Raw genomic sequence first — 21,970 nt, forward strand, 5'->3', positions numbered from 1 at the left:
CGAAGCAGACGCCGCCGGCATTCCCGGCGGCGTTTTGCTGTTCGGGGCCCGAGAAGCACGCTATCGGCACGCCCATGCACGCATCTCTCGGCACCCATGACGCGATCATTCTCGGCGCCGGCGCGGCGGGGATGTTCTGCGCGGCCATGGCCGGCCAGCGCGGCCGCAAGGTCCTGCTGCTCGACCATGCCGAGGCGCCGGGCAAGAAGATCCTGATCTCGGGCGGGGGCCGGTGCAACTTCACCAATGTCGGCACGGCGCCCGATCGCTACCTCTCCGCCAACCCGCATTTCGCCAAGTCGGCGCTGGGCCGCTACACCGCGCAGGACTTCCTCGCGCTGGTCGAGCGCCACGGCATCGCCTGGCACGAGAAGACGCTGGGCCAGTTGTTCTGCGACGGCTCCGCGCGGCAGATCGTCGAGATGCTCCTCGATGAATGCCATCGCGGCCAGGTGGTGCTGCAGCTCGGCGCCGGCATCACCGCCCTGGATCATGCCGATGGCCGGTTCGGGGTGACCACCAACAAGGGCGTCGCCGAGGCCCCAGCCCTTGTCATTGCCACGGGAGGCCCGGCCATCCCCAAGCTCGGCGCGACCGGTTTCGCATACGACCTTGCCCGCCGCTTCGGCCTCAAGGTGGTCGAGCCGCGCCCGGCGCTCGTCCCCCTGACCCTCGGCCCCGACCAGGCACTGTTCCGTGAATTGTCAGGCGTCGCGACGTCCGTCGAGGCCCGCGCGGGCAAGGCTGCATTCCGCGAGGCGGCGCTGTTCACCCATCGCGGCCTCTCCGGCCCGGCGATCCTCCAGATCTCCTCCTATTGGCGACACGGCGACTCAATCGCGATCGATTTTCTGCCGGAACGGCCCAAAGGCTGGCTACGCGAGGCCAAGCGAACCGAGCCCCGCCTGAATCTGCGGAGCCTTTTGAACCGCCAGCTGCCCGAGAGGCTCGCCACCACGCTGGCCGAGCGCATTGCCCTGCCGAGCGAGCTCGGCAATTGCCGCGACGCCCTGCTGGACCAGGCCGAAGCGCAACTGGCCGCCTGGCCGTTTGCGCCGAACGGCACGGAGGGCTTCGCCAAGGCCGAAGTCACCGTCGGCGGGATCAGCACCGGCGATCTCTCCTCCCAGACCATGGAGGCACGTCGCGTGCCCGGCCTCTATGCGATCGGCGAAGCGGTGGACGTCACCGGCTGGCTCGGCGGCTACAACTTCCAATGGGCCTGGGCCAGTGGCTGGGCAGCGGCGCAGGCCCTCTGAACCTTCCTCTGTTGCGCAAACAGCACGTTGTGCTGCGCAAAATTACGCCGTCTATGCTTTTCGTTTGCAAAGCTTGCGTTGCTTCGGCCAGAATTCTGCAGGGTCCAGCTATATTGTTGGCCCGGGGGGACATTTCAGGTCGAAATGAAAGTACCGTGCGTATTGGCGGTGGCCGCGTTGGCCTGCCCTGCCACTGCATTGGCGCAAGACCAGCAGGCGGTGCATGCCGGGACTTCCGGCACGGAACAGATGTCGGGCATCCTGGTCTATGGTCCCGAGTTCTTCGCCAACACGGCACTTCCGACCGCGCTCGACATGGTACAGCGGCTGCCGGGCTTCACCCTCGACATCGGTAATGGCGACGCCCGGGGGATCGCCGGCAACACCGGCAACGTCCTGATCGATGGCAAGCCCCCCGCCTCCAAGACCGACGGGCTGGGCGAAATCCTCCGCCGCATCAGCGCGTCCGGCGTCGCACGGATCGAGCTGATCCGCGGCGGCGCCCCCGGCATCGACATGCAGGGCCGTGCAGTGATCGCCAACGTGGTGCTGAAGCGCACCGCCTCGACCGAGAAGCTGATCAACTTCCAGAGCTATGTCTATCGCGACGGCTATGTCGGCCCGGACCTGACGTTGCAATATACCCGCCGCGACGGCGACCGGCGCGACGAACTGTCGCTGGAGGTGCTGAGCGACCGGACCAGCTACACCTCACAGGGAATCCGCACCCGCACCGATGCCAGCGGCCGGCTGCTCCAGCGGCATAGCCTCGACCTTTGGGACCGCGACCGCACCGCAACGCTCCGCACCTCGATCCAGCGCGCCCTCGGCGGTGGCCTGCTGACGGTCAATGCGCGGCTCGACTATTTCGACTATCCGACCAGCCAGACGGTGACCCTGCTGGAAGGCAGCGGCAGCAGCGGGCGGGCAATCGACCTCACGCATCAATGGAAGGGTGAACTGGGGGCGAACTGGAACCGCCCGCTAGGCAGCAAGAGCGAGCTGGAGGTGATCGCCCTCCAGCGGCTCGGCCGCACCCGCTATGATTCGACCACCGATGCGGGCGGCTTCGTCTCCACCTTCGGTCAGCGATCGCGGAACGGCGAATCGGTCCTTCGCCCGATCCTGCGCTACAAGCCGGGCAAGACGCTGTCGCTGGAGGGCGGCGGCGAGATCGCCTACAATTTTCTCGACAACCGCACCGACTATGCCGAACAGGGCATCCCCGTTCCGCTCCCTGACCAGAGCGTGTTCGTCAGCGAAGTCCGCGGGGAAGTGTTCGGGCTGGCGCGATGGCAGCCCTCCGGCCGTATCACCGTGGAGGCAGGCATGCGCGCCGAGATCTCCCGGATCGCCGCCGACGCCGACTCCAATCGCGCCCGTACCTTCTTCTACCCCAAGCCGCGCCTGCAGCTCACCTGGCGACCGAACAAGCGGGACCAGCTGCGGCTGCGCGTCGAGCAGAGCGTCAGCCAGCTCGATTTCAGTGATTTCGTCGCCGCTACCGAGATCAATCTCGGCACGGTACGCGCCGGCAATGGCGATCTGGTGCCGGAACAGGCGCTGACGCTGGAAGCCGTGGTCGAGCATCGCTTCTGGGGCAAGGGGGCGCTGGAGCTGAGTGCCAAGCACGAGGCGACCCGCAACGTCATCGACTATATCCCGCTCGACGGCGGCTTCGATGCGATCGGCAATATCGGCACCGGCACACGCAATACGCTGGCCAGCACGCTGACCCTGCCGTTTGACAAGCTGGGCATCAAGGATGCGCGCTTTCGGGGCAATGCGTCGGTGGTGCGCAGCCACGTCACCGACCCGTTGACCGGCGCACGGCGGCGCTATGCCAGCGAGGTGCCTTTCACCTGCAGCGGCAGCTTCAGCCAGGATCTGTTCGGCGGCCGGTTCACCTATGGCGTGTTCGCCAGCTGCGGCCAGCCGAGCACCAGCCTCTATCGCATCAGGGAGTTCCGCACGACCGAGGTGCAGCCAAGCCTTGAAATCTACACCATCTGGAAGCCGAGCAAGCGGCTGGCGATCCGGCTGGACCTGGGCAACCTGAACAACGCGGCGCGCATCTACGATCGCGACCTCTACACGGGCGAACGCAACGCCTCGCCGCTGCTGTTCCGCGAGCGGCGGACGCAGCGGCGTGGCCAATATGTCTATGTGCAGTTCCGGCGGACGCTGTAGCGACACCCGTTTTGCCGCTGCCAGGGCGTGCCGGCCGCATCGGCGAAGCCCGCATCCTTTGGTTAGCCAAATCGCAAGGCTTTTCCCTCAATCCTCGATACTTCCTTGAGGACAAATGGTTCGATGAGCGCGTTCGGACGTCGCAGCGGCATGGGAAGCGGAACCGGCGGTCGACCGGCGTTCGGCGTCGCGCGGCCGATGCAGGGCGGCGGCCTTCTTCGGCCCGAGCCGCTGCCGCTGGGCGGCGAGCAGTTCCCGCCGTTCGAAACGGTGCCGCTGCCCGGCCAGAGCCCGTACGATCCGATGCTGGAGCGCGATCCGCTCGGCCCCAGCGCCGCCAGCGCCGATGCGATGCAGCGACTCGCCGATCGCCAGGCTGCGACGGTGGATCTGGGGGGGGCGCGCAACGAAGGTTTTGAGGCCTCGATCCACCGCATCAAGGAGCAGGTGCTGCCGCGCCTCCTCGAGCGCGTCGATCCCGAAGCGGCGGCGACGCTGACCAAGGACGAGCTGGCCGAGGAATTCCGCCCGATCATCGGCGAGGTGCTCGGCGAGCTGAAGCTCACCCTCAACCGTCGCGAGCAGTTTGCGCTGGAAAAGGTGCTGGTCGACGAGCTGCTCGGGCTTGGGCCGCTCGAGGAACTGCTCGCCGATCCGGCGGTCAGCGACATCATGGTCAACGGCCCCGAGCAGACCTATGTCGAACGCAAGGGCAAGCTGGAGCTGGCCAACATCCAGTTCCGCGACGAGGAGCATCTGTTCCAGATCGCCCAGCGGATCTGCAACTCGGTCGGCCGCCGGGTGGACCAGACCACACCGCTTGCCGACGCGCGCCTGAAGGACGGCAGCCGCGTCAACGTGATCGTGCCGCCGCTCAGCTTGCGCGGCACCGCCATCTCGATCCGCAAATTCTCCGCCAAGCCGATCACGCTCGACATGATGGCCAAGGGCGGATCGATGTCCGAGAAGATGGCGACCGCGCTCAAGATCGCGGGTGCCAGCCGGTTCAACATCGTCATCTCGGGCGGTACGGGCTCGGGCAAGACGACGATGCTCAACGCGATCTCGAAGATGATCGACCCCGGCGAGCGCGTGCTGACGATCGAGGATGCCGCCGAACTCCGCCTCCAGCAGCCGCACTGGCTGCCGCTGGAGACCCGGCCCGCCAATCTGGAGGGCCAGGGCGAGATCTCGATCCGCGACCTGGTCAAGAACGCGCTGCGCATGCGCCCCGATCGCATCATCCTCGGCGAAATCCGCGGCGCCGAGTGTTTCGACATGCTCGCCGCGATGAATACCGGTCACGACGGATCGATGTGCACCCTCCACTCGAACAGCCCCCGCGAGGCGCTGGCGCGCATGGAGAACATGGTGATGATGTCCGACATCAAGGTGCCGAAGGAAGCGATCAGCCGCCAGATCGCCGATTCGGTGGACCTGATCATCCAGGTGAAGCGCCTGCGCGACGGCAGCCGCCGGGTGACCAACATCACCGAGGTGATCGGCATGGAGGGGCCGGTGATCGTGACCCAGGAGCTGTTCAAGTTCGAGTATCTCGACGAGGGCACCGACGGGAAGATCATCGGCGAATATCGCTCGATGGGCCTGAGGCCGTACACGCTCGACAAGGCACGGCAGTTCGGGTTCGACCAGGCGTTGCTGGAGGCCTGCCTGTAACCTCCGCGGAGGAGAAGGCGCAAGGCAGCATCATCACAGATGCAGCGCGACGCTCGCCAGCACCAGCGCGGCGAACAGGCCGGCCATCTGAATCGCTATCCACGGCACCCATCCCACCCGCTCGAGATCGCGCCGCCTGCGCCGGCGATGCTCGGCAAGTCCGGCCAGGATCGCGATCAGCAGCGCAACGCCTGCGCCGATCCAGAATTGTAGTTGCATCGTCACCTTGTTGCTTCAAAGTCGCGCCCGGATAGCAGGGAGCCATTGCCAATGCGCCAGACTCTTGTCGGCATCGCCGTCATAACCACCATCGCCGCCGTCGCCAGCGTTGCTGCGCAACAACCTTCTTCGCTGCGCCAGGCGATCGAGGGCGCGGTAGCGGCGCCCAGCCGCACGGCCGCCAACACCGCCCGCGACAAGTATCGCCACCCCACCGAAACGCTTGCCTTTTTTGGCGTGAAGCCGGGCGATACCGTGGTCGAGATCTGGCCCAGCGGCGGCTGGTACACCGAAATCCTCGCGCCGCTCACGCGCGGCAAGGGCACGCTCTACGCCGCGGTCCCGAGCGGCAACGCCCGCGGTATCGAGGCGCTGAAGGCCAAGGACGCGGCCCTGTACGGCCCGATCCGCGTCGTCAGCTTCCCGGCTGCAGCCGGCCAGGCCAAGGTGCCGGACGGCACCGCCGATGTGGTGCTCACCTTCCGTAACGTGCACAACTGGCGGATGGGCGGGAAGGACGGCAAGGACTATTCGCCCGAGGCCTTCAAGCAGATGTACGCGATGCTCAAGAAGGGCGGCACGCTCGGCATTGAGGACCATCGCCTGCCCGAAAGTGCGAGCGACGAGCGGGAGACCAAGAGCGGCTATCTGAAGGTGTCGACGGTACGCCGCCTTGCCGAGGCCGCCGGCTTCAAGTTCGTCGGCGCGTCGGAGGTCAACGCGAACAAGGCCGATACCGCCGACTGGCCGGATGGTGTGTGGACGCTGCCCCCCACCTATGCGCTGAAGGACCAGGATCGCGCCAAATATGCCGCGATCGGCGAGAGCGACCGGATGACGCTCAAGTTTCGCAAGCCCTGATCCGAACCAGGCCGTGTCGCCGCCCTCGCCACTTGGGCGGGGCGGCGATACGGACTCGCTGCGATGCGCCGCTTACTTGCCGAGCTTCTCGATCTTTTCCTGCAGCCGGGCGAGTTCGGCCTTGAGCGCCGACACGTCGCCTTCGCCGCTGCCCGTTTCGGTGGCAGCGGGCGCAGCCCCCGGCGTCGGCGTCGGGTTAGCCGCGCCGCCGGGCTGGAAGGCACTCGCCGCCGCCTCGAACATCGCCATGTTGCGCTTGGCAATCTCCGCGAAGGGCGAGTTGGCGAAGGCGCCTTCGACCGCCGACTTGAACTGCTCCTGATTGCGACGGAAGCTCTCCATCGAGGCCTCCAGATAGCCTGGGACCATCGCCTGCATCGAGTCGCCGTAGAGCGCGATCAGCTGGCGCAGGAAGTTCACCGGCAGCATGGTCTGGCCGCGCGCTTCCTCCTCCATGATGATCTGGGTGAGGACGTTGTGGGTGATGTCTTCCTCGGTCTTGGCGTCGACGACCTTGAAGTCGCGGCCCTCGCGCGTCATCGCTGCGAGATGCTCGAGCGTGATGTAGGACGAAGTCTCGGTATTGTAGAGCCGCCGGTTCGCGTACTTCTTGATAATGACCGGACCGCTTCCAGGTGCAGCTTTCTTCATGGGAAACCCCGCGCGTGACAGACGTGCACCTAACAACAGTTTCTGACGCGCCGCAACACGGACCGCGCCCTTTGCCGCTTTTTCTCGCATTGCTGCGCAACGAAACGGCAGCATCGCCGGAAAAGCGGGCGGCGGCGCTGGCGGGCCTCGCCGCCTATCAACGGGCACCGCGCCCGGCGCCGCGCCCGGAAAAGCCCGTCGTCGCGCGCGCCGGGCGCGCCGTGCTGCGCGATTATGGCGGGCATGGGCAGCCGGTGGTGTTCGTGCCGTCGCTGATCAACCCGCCGCTGGTGCTCGATCTTGCCCGCGGCAATTCGCTGCTGCGCTGGCTGTCGCGGCAGGGGGTGCGCCCGCTGCTGGTCGACTGGGGACAGCCGACCCCGGACGAGGCGAGCCTGGACGTCAACGGCCATGTCGAACAGCTGCTGCTGCCCCTGCTGCGCCAGCTACCGCGCCCGCCCGCGCTGGCCGGCTACTGCCTGGGCGGCACCATGGCGATCGCCGCTGCGCAGGCGATTGAAACGGCAGGCCTGGTCACCATCGCCGCGCCTTGGCACTTCGCCGGCTATGGCGCGGCCCTCGAAGGGTTTGCGGCGCTGTGGGACCAGGCCTATCCTGCCTGCGCGCAGCTCGGCATGGTGCCGATGGAGGTGCTGCAGGCAGGCTTCTGGCAGCTCGACCCGCGCCGCACGATCCTGAAGTACGAACGATTCGGCCGCCTTCGGCCCCAGGGTCCGGAAGCCCGCGCCTTCATCGCCCTGGAGGATTGGGCCAATGCCGGCGCGCCGCTCACCTTCGGTGCCGGCCGCCAGCTGTTCGACGACTTTCTCTCCGCCGATTTGCCGGGCAGCGGCCGCTGGGCGGTGGCGGGCACCGTCGCCCGGCCCGAGGCCCTGGCGATTCCGATGCTGTCGCTGATCTCTACCACCGACCGCATCGTCCCCTCCGCGAGCGCCGCCCGGCTGGGCGAGGTGCGCGAGATGGCGCTGGGCCATGTCGGCATGATCGTCGGCAGCCGCGCGCGCAAGGCGGTATGGGAGCCGCTTGCGCACTGGCTAACCGCGCTGCGCCGCACTAGATAGCCGCCAAACAAACCCCAGGAGACCAGCATGACCGACGTCGTGATCACCGCCGCCAAGCGTACCCCGGTGGGCAGCTTCCTCGGCGCCTTCGCCGCCACCCCCGCGCACGAGCTGGGCCGCGTCGCGATCGAGGCAGCCCTCGCCGAAGCCGGCGTGAAGGGCGAGGAAGTCTCCGAAGTCATTCTCGGGCAGGTGCTCACCGCCGCGCAGGGGCAGAACCCGGCCCGCCAGGCGTCGATGAACGCCGGCGTGCCGAAGGAAGTGCCGGCATGGAGCGTGCAGCAGGTCTGCGGTTCGGGCCTGCGCGCGGTGGCGCTCGGCTTCCAGTCGATCCGCAACGGCGACGCGACGATCATCGTCGCCGGTGGCCAGGAATCGATGTCGATGAGCCCGCACGCCCAGTCGCTGCGCCCCGGCACCAAGATGGGCGACCTGAGCCTGGTCGATACGATGATCAAGGACGGCCTGACCGACGTGTTCAACGGCTATCACATGGGCATCACCGCGGAGAACCTGGCCGAGCAGTATCAGGTGACCCGCGCCGAGCAGGACAGCTTCGCCGTCCGCTCGCAGAACCTCGCCGAGAAGGCGCGGGCAGACGGTCGCTTCAAGGACGAGATCGCACCCGTGACGATCAAGACCCGCAAGGGCGAGACGATTGTCGCGGACGACGAATATATCCGCGCGGGTGCGACCGTCGACGGCGTGTCCGGCCTGAAGCCGGCCTTCAAGAAGGACGGCACCGTCACCGCCGCCAACGCCTCGGGCCTCAATGACGGCGCCGCGGCGCTCGTCCTGATGAGCCGCGAGGAAGCCGAGAAGCGCGGCGCGCCGATCCTCGCCACGATCAAGAGCTGGGCGAGCACCGGCGTCGATCCGTCGATCATGGGCATCGGCCCGGTGACCGCCAGCCGCAAGGCGCTGGAAAAGGCCGGCTGGTCGGTCGCCGACCTCGACCTGATCGAGGCGAACGAGGCGTTCGCGGCGCAGGCGCTGTCGGTCGGCAAGGAACTCGGCTGGGACGCGGACAAAGTGAACGTGAACGGCGGCGCGATCGCCATCGGCCACCCGATCGGCGCCTCGGGCGCGCGCATCCTGACGACGCTCGTCCATGAGATGAACAAGCGCGACGCCAAGAAGGGTCTCGCCACGCTCTGCATCGGCGGCGGCATGGGCATCGCGCTCTGCATCGAGCGCGACTGACACGCCATTTTGGCGATTCTTTCAGGCCGGGGAAGCGATTCCCCGGCCATTTTCATATGACGAAATGTTTCCGATTAGCATCGTCGTCTGCAGTAATGATATAAAATGACCGTAAAGCGTGGCGCAGGTGAAACTTGATTGCAATTCATGTTACATTAATGCAACACGATCTCGGAAAGGTTACTGTTCCGTTTCCGCCCTCTTGTAAGATTCGTGCGCAGAGGGCTCACATGTACGCCTCGGGCATTCAGCCTACAGGGGCAATTCATGAAACTTTCCCACTTGCTGGGAGCGACTGCACTTGCTGGCAGCGCACTTCTCTTCCCAGGCATTGCCGTCGCGCAGACCGCGTCTCAGGACGGCACCACCGCGTCGGAGTCGCAGGACGAGGGCGCGATCGTCGTTACCGGCTCGCGTCTGCGTACCGCGAACCAGGATTCGCCGGTGCCGATCGCAACGGTGACCGCGGACCAGATCGCAAATAGCGGCCGCATCTCGATCGGTGACGTGCTGAACGACATGCCGCAGCTGCGCAGCACCGTCGGTTCGCAGAACTCGACCTCGGGGCTCGGCCGTCGTGGTCAGAACTTCCTCGACCTTCGCGGCCTCGGCCTCGCGCGCACGCTGACGCTGATCAACGGCCGCCGCCAGGTCACCAGCGACATCATCAACAACGGCAACGCCGTCGACGTGAACACCATCCCGACCGACCTGGTCGAGCGCGTGGAGATCGTGACCGGCGGCAAGTCGGGCGTTTACGGTTCGGACGCGATCGCGGGCGTCGTCAACTTCATCCTGAAGGACCATTTCGACGGCCTGCAGCTGAACGGCCGCGCCGGCATCAGCACCTATGGCGATGCGGGCAACCAGACCCTGTCGCTGCTGGCCGGCAAGAACTTCGCCGATGGCCGCGGCAACATCGTCGTCTCGGCGGAATATGCGCATCAGGAGGATTACTACGCCTCGGATCGCCCGGCCTATGCCCGTTCGGACGGCTTCGTCGTGGTCGACACCGATGTCGGCGCCTCGTCCGACGACGTGCCGGATCGCACCTTCATGCGCGACCTGCGCAGCACCACCATCTCGCTGGGCGGCCAGCTCGGCGTCCGCTATTCGAACGCGGCGCGTCCGTGCGGCGTCGACGCGGTGGGCAACGCCTTCACCTGCGCCTATCTGTTCCAGCCGGGCGGTGCGCTCACCCCGCAGACCGGCCTGCGGGTCGGCCTCGGCCCGAACGGCAGCTTCATCGCCGGCAACGGCAGCACCAGCCGCGAAGGCAAGCTGCTCGTGCTGTCGCCGAACGTGACCCGCTATGCATTCAACGCGCTGGGCCATTTCGAAATCTCGGAGGCGGTCGTCCCGTTCTTCGAAGCCAAGTATGTCCGCACCGAAGCCTTCGGTTCGCAGAGCGGCCCGTTCTTCTCGCAGGGCCAGACCCTGTCCGACACGAACGCGATCGCCGGCATCAGCGACCTGTCCTACTTCAACAACGGTCGCGTGAACCGCGAGGGCATCCGCCTCGACAACCCCTATCTGAACAGCGCGGCGCAGGCGACGATCCGCTCGCAGCTCCAGGCAGCGGTGAATTCGGGCGTCAACCCGAACACCGGCGGCGCGCTTACCGCCGCGCAGCAGGCTGCATCGCTGGCGCAGATCGCCGCCGGCACCTACCGCTTCTCGCTGCGTCGCAACTGGGTCGACCTGGGCACCCGCGACGAGAACATCAAGCGTGAGGTGTTCCGCATCGTCGCCGGCGTTCGCGGCGAGCTGGGCGGCAGCTGGCGCTACGAAGTCAGCGGCAACTACAGCAAGCACACCGAAACCAACGTCATCAGCGGCAACGTCAACCGCCAGCGCTTCCTGCTCGCGATCGACTCGACCCGCGATGCGGCCGGCAACATCGTCTGCCGCTCGCAGGTGGAAGCTGCCTATGCTGGGTCGGATGCCGCCGGCAATGCGTCGGTGCTCGCCAATGACGTCGCCGCCTGCGTTCCGCTGAATCCGTTCGGCGAAGGCTCGGTCACCGACGGCATGCGCAACTATCTGCTGATGAAGACGACGGCGACCGGCCGTGCGTCGCAGTTCGTCGGCAACGGCTTCGTCGCCGGCAACCTGTTCGACCTGCCCGGCGGCCCGCTCGCGGTTGCGGTCGGCGGCGAATATCGTCGCGAGACGCTGTTCTACGACCTCGATCCGCTGACCCAGGCCGGCTATGCCTTCTATAACGCGATCCCGCGGTTCACCGCGCCCGCGTTCGAGGTGAAGGAAGCGTTCGGCGAAGTCACCGTTCCGCTGATCAAGGACGTGACGCTCATCAAGGAGCTGACGCTGGGCGGCTCGGCCCGTGTCGCGAACTATCGCGGCGCCACCGGCACCGTCTTCGCCTATGCGGGCGACGCGGTGTGGAAGCCGATCAACGACTTCGCGTTCCGCGGCAGCTATTCGCAGTCGGTGCGTGCGCCGTACCTGGGCAACCTCTATTCGACGCCGGGCCAGAACTTCACGCCCGCGCCGAACGATCCCTGCTCGGCCCGTAACATCAACACGGGTTCGGCGACGCGCGAAGCGAACTGCAACGCGGCAGGCCGTCCGGCCGGGTATGACTATGTCTACACCTCGTCGCTGCAGATCATCAGCGGCGGCAATCCGAACCTGCGCGAAGAGAAGTCGAAGTCCTGGACGGTCGGCGGCGTTTTCGAGCCGAGCTTCCTGCCGGGCCTGTCGATCTCGTCCGACTATTACTCGATCACCGTCGACAACGTCATCACCTCGCCTTCGGTGCAGAGCGCCCTGAATGCGTGCTATGACGCCCCGTCGCTGGACAACCAGTTCTGCCGTCTGTTCCAGCGCGCCGGGGCCGGAGGCGGACCGAACGGCGAGCAGCCGTTCCGGATCATCGAGCGGTCCTACCAGGACGCGCCGCAGAACTATGCCCGCTTCAAGGCGCGCGGCATCGATACGGCGATCGTGTACAACAAGCGCTTCAGCTGGGGTTCGCTGCGCCTGAACGGCCAGTGGTCGCACCTGATCCAGCGCGACAACTTCACCGATCCGTCGCGTCCGAACTTCAAGAACGTGCTGTCGGAAGAACTCGGCAACCCGAAGGACAACTTCAACGTCGATACCGACCTGACGATCGGCAAGGTCAATTTCGGGCACACGCTGCGCTACATCAGCGGCATGTACCTGAATGCGTGGGAAGACTATAACGCCGTCAACGGCCAGCCCCCGCAGAACCCGGACTATGCCGACGTGATGATGTACCCCTCGGTCGTCTATCACGACGTGCGTTTCGGCGTGGACGTCGACAAGCGCTTCTACCTGTTCGGCGGCGTGAACAACATCGGCGACAAGAAGCCGCCGTTCGGCACCACCGGCGTGGGCGACGGCAGCGGCATCTACGACAACCGCGGCCGCTTCTTCTACATGGGCTTCCGCGCCAACTTCTGATCGGCAGAACCTGCCAACGCCTTGGGCCGGGGATTTCCCCGGCCCTTTTTCTTTGGAACAAGGACAGGATAGAAGCGGCGCATGTCGTCGCATCCGATCCAACAAGCCCTCTCGCTCGCTGCAGCGGGACAGACCGCACAGGCAACCGCGCTGCTGCACGCCGCCGGGGAACAAGGGAGTGCCGAGGCCTGGATGCAACTCGCCGTGTGGCGCCTGGTCGGTGCGACCCTACCGCGCGATCTGCCCCTCGCGCGGACCTATCTGGCCCGCGCCGTCGCCATCGGGCATGTCGACGCTGCGTTGATGGCGGTTGCGCTCGCGGCGAACGGCAATGGCGGGCGAGATCCCGCGGACTGGCCGGCGGCGCGCGCCGCGCTGGGCATCGCGGCGCGGAACGACCCGGTTGCCGCAGCGCACGTCACGCTGCTCGATCGAATGGCGCTGGCGCCGGACGGCAGTCCGGCGACGTCACCTGCGGGTCGGACCGTGCGTGCGGATCCGCGCGTCGAACATTTCCCCGGCTTCCTGTCGCGCGAGGAATGCGCCCATGTCGCCACCACCGCCCAGGATCTGCTCGAACCGTCGTTCGTTCTCGATCCCAACAGCGGCAGGCCGATCCCGCATCCGATCCGCACGTCCGACGGCGGCGCGATCGGGCCGACCAACGAAAACCTGGTCGTGCGCGCGATCAACCTGCGGATTGCCGCTGCCACCGGCACCGCGGTGGAGCAGGGCGAATCGCTGACGGTGCTGCGCTACGCCCGCGGCCAGGAATATCGCCGCCATCTCGATACGATCGCCGGTGCCGAGAACCAGCGAATCGCGACCTTCATCGTCTATCTGAACGACGGCTTCGAGGGCGGCGAAACGCACTTTCCGCTGCTCAACATCCAGGTGCGCCCGCGCATCGGCGACGCAATCCGGTTCGATACCATACGGCCGGACGGCACACCCGACCCTAGGCTCGTCCACGCCGGACAGCCGGTCCGCAATGGCGTCAAGTGGATCGCCACCCGCTGGATCCGACGCGAACCGGTCGACCCTTGGACGATCGCCGCCGGCTGATCAGCCCCACACCCGATCGAACCGCGCGCCGAGCCCGGTGAGCAGCTCATATTGCGAAAGCCCGCTCAGGCCCGCGGTTTCGGGCAGGTCATATGCCATCGCCACCCAGTCGCCCTCGGCAAGGTCGGGGGCGGCGTCGACGCAGATGGCGGTGAGGTCCATCGACACGCGACCCACCACCGGCAATACCCTTTCACCCGCCAAAGCGCGGCCCTTGTTGGAGAAGCAGCGCAGATACCCGTCGGCATAGCCGAGGTTGAGGATCGCCACCTCCATGTCGCGGGGCGCGGTATAGGTGGCGTTGTAGCCGATCGTCTCGCCCGCGGGCACGCGCCGCCGCTGGAGGATCTGCGCCTCCGGCGTGACGACCTGGCGGATGCCGGCATGGAGATCGCGCTGCCGTCCGCCATACAGGGCGATGCCGGGGCGGGTGAGATCGAAGCGATAGTCCGAGCCGAGGGCGATGCCGCTGCTGTTGGCAAGGCTCATCCGCCGGGCCGGGCTGCGCCCCGCCAGCGCCGCAAAATCGTTCCGCTGGCGCGCATTCAGGGGGACATCCTCGTCCGCCGCGACAAGGTGGCTCATCAGCGTTTCGATCGCCAGGCCGTCGAGCAGCCCGTCGGCGACCTGCCGCGGCGAGATGCCCAGCCGATTCATGCCGGTATCGACCATCACGTCGCAGGCGCCGCCTCCGCCTTCGCGCCAGCGCCGGACCTGCTCGACCGTGCCCAGCACCGGCCGGGCGGTGGACGGCCGATCCGCGAGATCCGCATCGCGCAGGCCATGCAGCACAGACAGGGACACGCCCAGATCGGCGAGCGCCCGCGCCTCGCCCCAGGTGGCGACGAAGAAGTCGCGGCAGCCGGCCGCCGCCAGGCGCTCGACGACGCCGCGCGCGCCCAGGCCATAGCCGTTCGCCTTCACCGCCGCACCACAGGCGGCCGGCCCGCTCAGGTCCGCCAGCAGCGTCCAGTTGGCGGCAAGCGCGGCGGCGTCGAGGCGGAGACGGAGCGGTGCGGTGTTCATCCCCGCGCGGTTAGCGCGCGCGGTCGCGCAGCGCCACCGTCTCGCGCAGGCCGAGCATCGTCACCAGCAGCGCCATCGCGACGACGGCGAAGGTATACCACAGCCCGGCATAGGGATTGCCGGTGCGCGCCACGATGTACTGGCTGATGAACGGCAGGAAGCCGCCGAAATAGCCGGTGCCGATATGATAGGGAATCGACATCGAGGAATAGCGGATGCGGCTGGGGAACATCTCGCTGAGCAGCGCCGCGACCGGGCCGTAGGTGGCACCGCACAGCGCCATCAGCACCGTCATCGCCAGCAGGATCATCGCGATGTCGATCGGCTCGGGCACGATCCGGTTGAAGCGGTAGCCGGCGTCCTTCAGTGCGGCTTCGACCGCGGCGGGATCGCTTTGCGGCACCACCTGCCCGCCGATGGTGACGACGACGCTGGGCGCCTTGGCGGTCTTGTACTGGACGCCGAGCTTGGAAAGATGGTCGAGAATGCGGCCGCACTCGTCGCGCTGGTTGCTCGCGAAGGGATCATAAGCGCAGTGCGGCCCGGCGACCAGCACCGGCTGGCGGATCGCCGCCTTGGCCAGGCCCGGATTGGCGGCGCTGCCGATCACGTAGAAGCAGGGAAACAGCAGCACCAGCGTCAGCGCATAGCCGATGACGATCGGCGGCTTGCGGCCGACCTTGTCCGACATGCGGCCGAAGAGGATGAAGAAGCCGGTACCGATCACCGCGCCCGCGCCGGTGATCAGCTGCGCGGCGGTCTGGTCCAGCCGCATCGGACCGGAGAGGAAGGACAGCACCGAGAACATCGCGGTGTACCACACCACCGTCAGCCCGGCGGCGATGCCGAACAGCGCGACGAACAGCCGCTTCTTGTTGCCCGGATAGGTGAAGCTCTCGACGAACGGATTGCCCGCCGTCTCGCCCGCTTCTTTCATCGCCTTGAACACCGGGCTTTCGGATAGCTTGAGCCGCATCCACAGCGAGATGGCAAGCAGCGCCAGCGAGAAGAGGAAAGGCAGCCGCCAGCCCCAACTGTCCCACACCGCAGCGAAGCCCAGCTTGAACAACAGCACCGCGGCAAGGCTGAGAATGAAGCCGCCGACCACGCTCGCCTGAATGAAGCTGGTGTGGTAGCCGGCGCGACCCGGTGGCGAGTGCTCGGCGACATAGATCGCCGCCCCGCCATATTCACCGCCCAGCGCCAGCCCCTGCGCGACCCGCAGCAGCAGGATCAGCACCGGCGCCGCAACGCCGATCTCGCCATAGCCGGGGATGATACCGATACCGGCCGTCGCCAGGCCCATCACGGTGATCGTGACGAGGAACGTGTATTTCCGCCCCATCCGGTCCCCGAGGAAGCCGAACACCACCGCGCCCAGGGGCCGGAAGCCGAAGCCGACAGCGAAGGTCGCCCAGGAGAGCAGCGTCGCCAGCGTCTCGTTGCCGGAGGGGAAGAAGGTACGGCCCAGAATGCCGGTAGCGGTCAGCGTCCCCCAGATGAAGAAATCATACCATTCGAAAACGGTGCCCAGCGACGACGCGCCGATCACCATCCGCATCTCGCCCGCCGAAGGTTCGCGCACCGCGTCCGTCATTCGTCTCTTCCTCCCCGTTCCGGGCCGGTTCTACAGGATTTGCCCAGAGCGTCGAGCGGCGGAATGACGATGCGGTGCGGGCCTTGCCCGGCACGGGGCTAGACCGAGACGCGGAAGTCGAGCGAGATCCGGGTGCCGCCGCTCATATTGTCGAGCGTGCCGTGCTGCAGTTCGGTGCCATAGAACAGCAGCGCCTGGCCATAGTCCAGCACGACCGGCTTGAAGTCACTCAGGCCGGGCGCGGATTCGAAATAGAGGCTGTTGCTGCCATAGACCCGCGTCACCGGCAGCCAGATGTTGAGCGCGCGATCGCGCTGGCCATATTCGCGATCGGTGTGGAAACGCAGGATGGCGCGCGAGCCGTGAAAGTTCACCCGCATCATCGCCTGGGGCTGATGGCTGACGATGCGCTCGACAAAGTCGGCGATCCGGTGGTGGATCAGGGAATCGAGCACGGGCATCACCCGGTCGATCACCGCCGCCCGCAAGGCCTTGCTGACGTCCCAGCTGTTCTGGAGCGTCGCGGTGTTGGGGGGCGCATGGACAGGGTCCGGCGGGTTCCAGCGCGGATCCTCGTGCAGCGTCTCCAGTGCGTCGGTACCGAAATAGTCGCGGACGATGGCCCGCAGATCCCAGCGCCGCACGTCATAGTCGAAGCTGAAGGCCATGGGCAGGCGATTGGCGCCGAGCGTGACGTCATGCTCGCTCAGCCGGGCGCGATGCGCCTGCTCCATGGCCCTTGCCAAAACCGCGGGGTCCGGCATCGGCGGGATCCCGATCGCGCTCAGGCCGCCTTGGCGAGCCGTATCGCGTGGCGCAGCAGCCCCTTCGCCGCGCGCCGGTCAACATCGGGCCGCAGCAGCTTGCGGGTGCCGCCCGAGGGGTTGTTGGTATCCTGCGCGGCGATGACCTCGACGACCTCGACGATCACTTCCGTCATCACCTCGGTCGTAACCTCCGTGGTGACTTCGGTCGTCACTTCCGTGGTCACCTCGGTCGTGACTTCGGTGGTCACCTCCGTCGTCACTTCGGTGGTTTCGCTGACCATAACCGCGGTCATCATGATCGTCGGTGCGCCGCTGGTCGCGGTGGTGCCGGTCACGTTGACATAGGTCGGCTGATCGCCGCTGTCGCCGGCCCACATCATCCCGTAGAAAGTGAGGTTGCCGCTGCTCTTGGCGAACTGGAGAATGGCGTTCTGCGAATTGCCGTCCGCGCTGAACCAGGCGAGCTGGTCGATCTCGCCGCTCTGGGTCTGCTCGCCGGTATAGACGCTGTTGTTCACCAGCGTGCCGGAATAGGTGACGTTGGGCGCCTCGATCAGCACCGTCTGCCCGGTCGACGTCGCCTGGCCGCCGCTGGTGACGCTGAACAGATTATAGGTGCCGTTCCAGGTGGAGAGCGATTGTGTCGCGGTGCCGGCATTGCCGAACAGATTGTTCGAAGCGGGCAGCGCCGCGCTGCCTTGCGCGAACTTCCCGACAAAGCCGTTGACGCCGGCGCTCTGGTAGAAGGTCAGGCTCCCGGAGCTGGAATTGCCGCTGCTGGACGACCAGCTGACCGCGGTACTGCCGCTGAAGCTGGGACTGGCGATCGGCGCCCCGTCGATCGAGATCGACTGTGTGCTCGTGTCGATGACCACCGGGCCCGGCACATAGGTGGTGCCGTCGGGCTGGAGCCAACTGGTCATGTAGGTGCCGGACGGATCGAAGCTAGCCATGCGTATCTCCTCTCGCAATTGCTGCGCACGTCAGGTGGAAAGAACCGGCGATCAGGCCGTGACGAGTTCCGCGCTGTCGCTGGCGTCCACATCGTCCTCGCCGACGATGACGTTATCGAGCGCGCGGGTGATGGCCGCCGGCGTGGTGGCATAGCCCTGCTGCTGCAGCCAGTTGCCGACGACGCCCTCATAGTCGCCGAGCGCGACCGCCCCGCGTTCGACTTCCGCCGCGGCAGCATCCTGCAGATCGTGATAGGCGGCGGCGAGATCCGGCCGCAGCAACGCATCGCCGACGAAGCGCACTGCCTCCTTTTCCGGATCGCGCTTGAACATCATGCGGGTGACGCCGTGATGCTTGAGCAGCAACTGCCGACGCTGGTCTTCCGTGAGGCCTTCGCGTTGCTCGAGATAGGCGCGCGGTTCGAGCCGGAAGCGGTCCTGCGCCCGCGGATCGAGCGCGAGTTCGAGCAGCGTCTCGTACAAGGCCTCGGAGGCGAAGCTGAACTTGTAGCCCGGCGGCACCGCGTGATTGTGGTTGTTGCGCCGCGCGACCTCCGCGAGCACGGTATAATCCTCGCGGTTGCAGATCAGCGGATCGCGCCGCGCCTCGTTGACCCGAACGAAGCCGAGCCGCTCGCGCATCGTGTCGTCGGCGATCGCCCCCTGCTTGGCCGGCAGGAAGAAGGTGGAGATGCCGGAAACGGTGCGCTTGACCTCGGGATCGCGATAGTCGGCGATGCGGTGTCGGTCGATCGTCGGTTCACCGGAGAACATGTTGGCCACGTAATTGATGGCAATGTGGTCGGGGCCGTAAATCTCCTCGAGATAGTCGAGCAGCACGTCCAGCTTGTCGTTCTGATACCCGCCGAACTTGAAGCCGAGATCGCCGATGCACCCGACCTGCCACAGTACGAAGTTCGCGCTGGTGTCGATGTGCCGACGGCGCAGCAGGAAGTCGGTCGCCTCGTAGATCTGCAGGCCGGGCACGCTGGGATCGACGCCGAGATCGGCATAGAGGCAGTCCTCCGCCGAAATGGCGGGGAGCATCACCGCATGATAGCCTTCGCTGCGGGCGATCGCGATCGCGTTGTGCGACGGCGTGACGAATACGCCGGGATGCCCGTAGAAGAGCGCACAGACATATTTGCCGGCGCGAACCTCCTGCATCGTCCGCTCGATCATCTGCGAATAGGTAATGATCCTGGATTTGTCGTCCGCATAATATTGGTACAGATCGAAGCTGTTCTTGTTCTGCTTCTGAATCCATATATCGGTTACGGGATCGGCAGCAGCATAGAGAACGATATCCGCGTTTCGGATATGTTGCTGGGCTTCCAGCGTAAAGTGCGATACCGCCTTGATGCCGGAGCCGATGACTACCAGCCTACCCTTGTCTTCTTCCATGATCCCCTCGCTGACTTGACGTTCTTTACGAACGCTACATCAAGCACCGAGAGGCACCAATCGCCATCGCAACTGTTTCGGAGCCACAGCTTATGGGCTTTTATCCGAAACGGTCGGATCGAACGAGGTTTTGGCTGGCTCGTCTTGCCGGCCGGGAAGGAGGAAAGGCGGCGCCGCCCGACACATCGGACCGGGCACCGCGCCCCGATCAGGAGGGGATGCTCTCCAGCGCCTCGCTGGCTTCCATCCACGCCACCTCCGCCGCCTCGATCTTGGTCGCCACCTCGGCGCGACGCTTCATCAGGTCGGTCATGGTGAGCTTGGTCAGCGCGGCTTCGGCATTGGCGGGATCGAACATCGCCTTTTCCAGTGCCGACAGCTGCGCCTGCAGCCGGGCGAGCTCGGTCTCGGCTGCCTTGGCCGCCTTGCGCAAGGCCGTGCCCTTTTCGCGCGCCTCGGCGGCGGCGCGGCGGGCTTCCTTGCGATCGGCCTTCGACGCACCGCCCTTGCCGCCGCCGCTCGAGTCCTTCGAGAGAACGAAGGCGATATAATCGTCGAGGCTGCCGTCGAACTCGCGCGCGGTGCCCTGGTCGACCAGCACCAGCCGGTCCGCCGTCATCTCGAGCATGTGGCGGTCATGGCTGACCACGACGACGGTGCCGGTATAGCCGTTGAGCGCCTGGATCAGCGCCTCGCGTGCGTCGACGTCGAGGTGGTTGGTCGGCTCGTCCAGGATCAGCAGATGCGGCGCGTCGCGGGTAATCAGCGCCAGCGCCAGACGCGCCCTCTCGCCGCCGGAGAGCTTGCCTACATTGGTCGTCGCCTTGTCGCCCGAAAAGCCGAAGCGGCCGAGCTGCGCGCGCACCGCGCCGGGGCTTGCACCGGCCATGTTGCGCGTCATGTGCTGCAGCGGCGTGTCGTCGCGGTCCAGTTCCTCCACCTGATACTGGGTGAAGTATCCCACCTTCATCTTGCCGCTGGAATTGATCCCGCCGTCCATCGGCGTGAGCTGCGCAGCGAGCAGCCGGGCGAGTGTGGTCTTGCCGTTGCCGTTGCGGCCGAGCAGCGCAATGCGATCGTCGGGATCGATGCGCAGGTTGAGCCGCTGGAGGATCGGCTTGTCCCCATAGCCGACGCTGGCCATGTCGAGCGTGATCAGCGGCGGGCGCAGCTCGTCCGGATTGGGGAAGTCGAAGCTCAGCGAGGGATCGTCGACCAGCTCTGCAATCGGCTGCATCCGGGCCAGCGCCTTCTGGCGGCTTTGCGCCTGCTTGGCGGTGGAGGCACGCGCCGAGTTGCGGGCAATATAGTCCTGCAGCTTCTCGCGCTCGGCCTGCTGCTTGGCACGCGCGGCGGCAAGCTGGGCCTGGCGCTCGGCGCGCTGGCGCTCGAACGCGTCATAGCCGCCGGGGTAGAGCGTCAGCTTGCCCCGCTCCAGGTGCAGGATGTGATCGACGACGTTGTTGAGGAAGTCGCGCTCGTGGCTGACCAGCAGGATCGTCGCGGGATAGGACTTCAGAAAGTCCTCCAGCCACAGCACCGCCTCGAGGTCGAGGTGGTTCGAAGGCTCGTCGAGCAGCAGCAGGTCGGGCTGCGAGAAGAGCAGGCTGGCCAGCGCCACGCGCATCCGCCAGCCGCCCGAGAAGCTTTCCAGCGCGCGGTGCTGCATCTCTTCATCGAAGCCGAGGCCGACCAGGATGCGCGCGGCGCGCGACGGTGCGGCATGCGCGTCGATCGCGATCAGCCGCTCATGGATCTCGCCGATGCGATCGGGATCGTGGCTGGTCTCGCTTTCCTCGAGCAGCGCCGCACGTTCGACGTCGGCGGCGAGCACCGTCTCGAACGGCGTCGCGGAGCCGCCGGGGGCTTCCTGCGCGATATAGCCGAGCTTGGCGCCGCGCGGCATGTCGACACTGCCGCCATCGGGTTCGAGCTGGCTGGCGATCACCTTCACCAGCGTCGACTTGCCGGCGCCGTTGCGGCCGATGAGGCCGATGCGGCCGCGCGGCGGCAGCTTGGCGGTGGCGCCGTCGATAATCGTGCGCCCGCCCAGGCGCACCGTGATGTCGGTCAGGTTGAGCATGATCGGCCAGCGCCTAGCCTATGCGGGGCCGCAGGGCCAGCCATGGTCGGCGCAGGTCATGTCCCGGCATCCCGACAACGCGACCTAACGCCTTTCGGCGACACGTCAAAATGACCTCCGGCAGTCCGGACTGCGACAGCGGCAACCACGACATCTGCAGATCAGGGCAAAATTTTTGCCTCCCGGACAGAATCTTCCCCGGAGGTTTTGCCTATAAATTTGATGTCGCGGTTGGATCCATGGACGAACGCGCGAACCGTTACAGCAATGCTAAGAAAATCTTATCGAGGAATAAATGGAAACAGATCTGCAGATCCCGTTTTCCGCAACGGTCCGCAATGCTCGGGATCTACAGCAGCAATGCCTCGACGCACTGGGTGGTGAAGGCGGTATTAACATCGACGTCGCCGCTGTGACTGATGCCGACCTTAGCTTCGTTCAGTTGATCCAGGCGCTGCGGATGACGGCAGCCGAGGCGGGCCG

Annotated in this window: 17 protein-coding genes; 9 read left to right on the forward strand and 8 right to left on the reverse strand. The window is 66.3% G+C overall.

All coding sequences use genetic code 11. The features are described 5' to 3' along the window. Positions 1 to 74 precede the first annotated feature (74 nt). The 3 genes from KK7_RS0107055 (at position 75) to KK7_RS0107065 (ending at position 5,126) form a co-directional block, all read left to right on the forward strand. Positions 75 to 1,259, forward strand: a complete 1,185-nt coding sequence (locus KK7_RS0107055; protein WP_010543939.1) for a BaiN/RdsA family NAD(P)/FAD-dependent oxidoreductase — start codon at positions 75 to 77, stop codon at positions 1,257 to 1,259. A 198-nt stretch (positions 1,260 to 1,457) separates the two neighbouring features. Next, positions 1,458 to 3,449, forward strand: a complete 1,992-nt coding sequence (locus KK7_RS0107060; RefSeq protein ID WP_237709154.1) for a TonB-dependent receptor plug domain-containing protein — start codon at positions 1,458 to 1,460, stop codon at positions 3,447 to 3,449. 123 nt (positions 3,450 to 3,572) lie between these two features. Then, positions 3,573 to 5,126: a TadA family conjugal transfer-associated ATPase gene (locus KK7_RS0107065; RefSeq protein ID WP_010543941.1), complete on the forward strand. Its 1,554-nt coding sequence runs from the start codon at positions 3,573 to 3,575 to the stop codon at positions 5,124 to 5,126. Positions 5,127 to 5,159: 33 nt separating this feature from the next. Here the strand turns inward: KK7_RS0107065 and KK7_RS0107070 are convergent, their stop codons facing one another. Then, the gene (locus KK7_RS0107070) at positions 5,160 to 5,345 is read right to left on the reverse strand and encodes a hypothetical protein (protein WP_010543942.1); all 186 of its coding nucleotides are present in this window, start codon (positions 5,343 to 5,345) and stop codon (positions 5,160 to 5,162) included. Positions 5,346 to 5,396: 51 nt separating this feature from the next. Here KK7_RS0107070 and KK7_RS0107075 point away from each other — a divergent pair, with 51 nt between their 5' ends. After that, entirely contained in the window at positions 5,397 to 6,206 is an 810-nt protein-coding gene (locus KK7_RS0107075) for a class I SAM-dependent methyltransferase (protein WP_010543943.1), read from the forward strand. Positions 6,207 to 6,278: 72 nt separating this feature from the next. On the opposite strand, the gene phaR is transcribed toward KK7_RS0107075, so the two are convergent. Continuing rightward, positions 6,279 to 6,857 carry a polyhydroxyalkanoate synthesis repressor PhaR gene (gene phaR / locus KK7_RS0107080; protein ID WP_010543944.1) on the reverse strand — a complete coding sequence of 193 codons (579 nt, stop codon included), beginning with the start codon at positions 6,855 to 6,857 and terminating at the stop codon, positions 6,279 to 6,281. A 71-nt stretch (positions 6,858 to 6,928) separates the two neighbouring features. On the opposite strand from phaR, the gene KK7_RS0107085 reads away from it, so the two are divergent. The 4 genes from KK7_RS0107085 (at position 6,929) to KK7_RS0107100 (ending at position 13,657) form a co-directional block, all read left to right on the forward strand. Then, on the forward strand, positions 6,929 to 7,939 hold the full coding sequence (locus KK7_RS0107085; protein ID WP_010543945.1) for an alpha/beta fold hydrolase: 1,011 nt from the start codon (positions 6,929 to 6,931) through the stop codon (positions 7,937 to 7,939). 27 nt (positions 7,940 to 7,966) lie between these two features. Next, entirely contained in the window at positions 7,967 to 9,142 is a 1,176-nt protein-coding gene (locus KK7_RS0107090; protein WP_010543946.1) for an acetyl-CoA C-acetyltransferase, read from the forward strand. Positions 9,143 to 9,409: 267 nt separating this feature from the next. Next, entirely contained in the window at positions 9,410 to 12,592 is a 3,183-nt protein-coding gene (locus tag KK7_RS0107095) for a TonB-dependent receptor domain-containing protein (protein ID WP_029622999.1), read from the forward strand. 81 nt (positions 12,593 to 12,673) lie between these two features. Then, complete coding sequence (locus KK7_RS0107100) at positions 12,674 to 13,657, forward strand: 2OG-Fe(II) oxygenase (RefSeq protein WP_010543948.1); 984 nt, start codon at positions 12,674 to 12,676, stop codon at positions 13,655 to 13,657. Here the strand turns inward: KK7_RS0107100 and KK7_RS0107105 are convergent, their stop codons facing one another. From KK7_RS0107105 to KK7_RS0107130, 6 genes are all read right to left on the reverse strand, one after another. Then, entirely contained in the window at positions 13,658 to 14,683 is a 1,026-nt protein-coding gene (locus KK7_RS0107105; RefSeq protein ID WP_010543949.1) for an alanine racemase, read from the reverse strand. 10 nt (positions 14,684 to 14,693) lie between these two features. Then, positions 14,694 to 16,280 (reverse strand): MFS transporter, encoded by a 1,587-nt coding sequence (locus KK7_RS0107110; protein WP_010543950.1) that lies wholly within the window; start codon positions 16,278 to 16,280, stop codon positions 14,694 to 14,696. A 98-nt stretch (positions 16,281 to 16,378) separates the two neighbouring features. Continuing rightward, on the reverse strand, positions 16,379 to 17,014 hold the full coding sequence (locus KK7_RS0107115) for a 2OG-Fe(II) oxygenase family protein (RefSeq protein WP_010543951.1): 636 nt from the start codon (positions 17,012 to 17,014) through the stop codon (positions 16,379 to 16,381). A gap of 50 nt (positions 17,015 to 17,064) precedes the next feature. Beyond that, a complete protein-coding gene (locus KK7_RS0107120; RefSeq protein ID WP_010543952.1) occupies positions 17,065 to 18,000 on the reverse strand; it encodes a hypothetical protein in 936 nt (311 codons plus the stop codon). A 51-nt stretch (positions 18,001 to 18,051) separates the two neighbouring features. Beyond that, positions 18,052 to 19,404 (reverse strand): SAM-dependent methyltransferase, encoded by a 1,353-nt coding sequence (locus tag KK7_RS0107125; RefSeq protein ID WP_010543953.1) that lies wholly within the window; start codon positions 19,402 to 19,404, stop codon positions 18,052 to 18,054. 208 nt (positions 19,405 to 19,612) lie between these two features. Further along, a complete protein-coding gene (locus tag KK7_RS0107130; protein ID WP_010543954.1) occupies positions 19,613 to 21,487 on the reverse strand; it encodes an ABC-F family ATP-binding cassette domain-containing protein in 1,875 nt (624 codons plus the stop codon). Positions 21,488 to 21,782: 295 nt separating this feature from the next. Here KK7_RS0107130 and KK7_RS0107140 point away from each other — a divergent pair. Continuing rightward, positions 21,783 to 21,970, forward strand: a 188-nt coding sequence (locus tag KK7_RS0107140) for an STAS domain-containing protein (protein WP_010543955.1), incomplete at its 3' end; no start/stop codon positions are given.

Source organism: Sphingomonas elodea ATCC 31461 (assembly GCF_000226955.1).
Taxonomy (GTDB): Bacteria; Pseudomonadota; Alphaproteobacteria; order Sphingomonadales; family Sphingomonadaceae; genus Sphingomonas; species Sphingomonas elodea.

Bases quoted from the DNA above. Each gene is read 5' to 3' on its own strand.
- KK7_RS0107055 (WP_010543939.1), top strand. From the start codon at position 75: ATGCACGCATCTCTCGGCACCCATGACGCGATCATTCTCGGCGCCGGC.
- KK7_RS0107065 (WP_010543941.1), top strand. From the start codon at position 3,573: ATGAGCGCGTTCGGACGTCGCAGCGGCATGGGAAGCGGAACCGGCGGT.
- KK7_RS0107070 (WP_010543942.1), bottom strand. From the start codon at position 5,345: ATGCAACTACAATTCTGGATCGGCGCAGGCGTTGCGCTGCTGATCGCG.
- KK7_RS0107075 (WP_010543943.1), top strand. From the start codon at position 5,397: ATGCGCCAGACTCTTGTCGGCATCGCCGTCATAACCACCATCGCCGCC.
- phaR (WP_010543944.1), bottom strand. From the start codon at position 6,857: ATGAAGAAAGCTGCACCTGGAAGCGGTCCGGTCATTATCAAGAAGTAC.
- KK7_RS0107090 (WP_010543946.1), top strand. From the start codon at position 7,967: ATGACCGACGTCGTGATCACCGCCGCCAAGCGTACCCCGGTGGGCAGC.
- KK7_RS0107095 (WP_029622999.1), top strand. From the start codon at position 9,410: ATGAAACTTTCCCACTTGCTGGGAGCGACTGCACTTGCTGGCAGCGCA.
- KK7_RS0107100 (WP_010543948.1), top strand. From the start codon at position 12,674: ATGTCGTCGCATCCGATCCAACAAGCCCTCTCGCTCGCTGCAGCGGGA.
- KK7_RS0107105 (WP_010543949.1), bottom strand. From the start codon at position 14,683: ATGAACACCGCACCGCTCCGTCTCCGCCTCGACGCCGCCGCGCTTGCC.
- KK7_RS0107110 (WP_010543950.1), bottom strand. From the start codon at position 16,280: ATGACGGACGCGGTGCGCGAACCTTCGGCGGGCGAGATGCGGATGGTG.
- KK7_RS0107115 (WP_010543951.1), bottom strand. From the start codon at position 17,014: ATGGAGCAGGCGCATCGCGCCCGGCTGAGCGAGCATGACGTCACGCTC.
- KK7_RS0107120 (WP_010543952.1), bottom strand. From the start codon at position 18,000: ATGGCTAGCTTCGATCCGTCCGGCACCTACATGACCAGTTGGCTCCAG.
- KK7_RS0107125 (WP_010543953.1), bottom strand. From the start codon at position 19,404: ATGGAAGAAGACAAGGGTAGGCTGGTAGTCATCGGCTCCGGCATCAAG.
- KK7_RS0107130 (WP_010543954.1), bottom strand. From the start codon at position 21,487: ATGCTCAACCTGACCGACATCACGGTGCGCCTGGGCGGGCGCACGATT.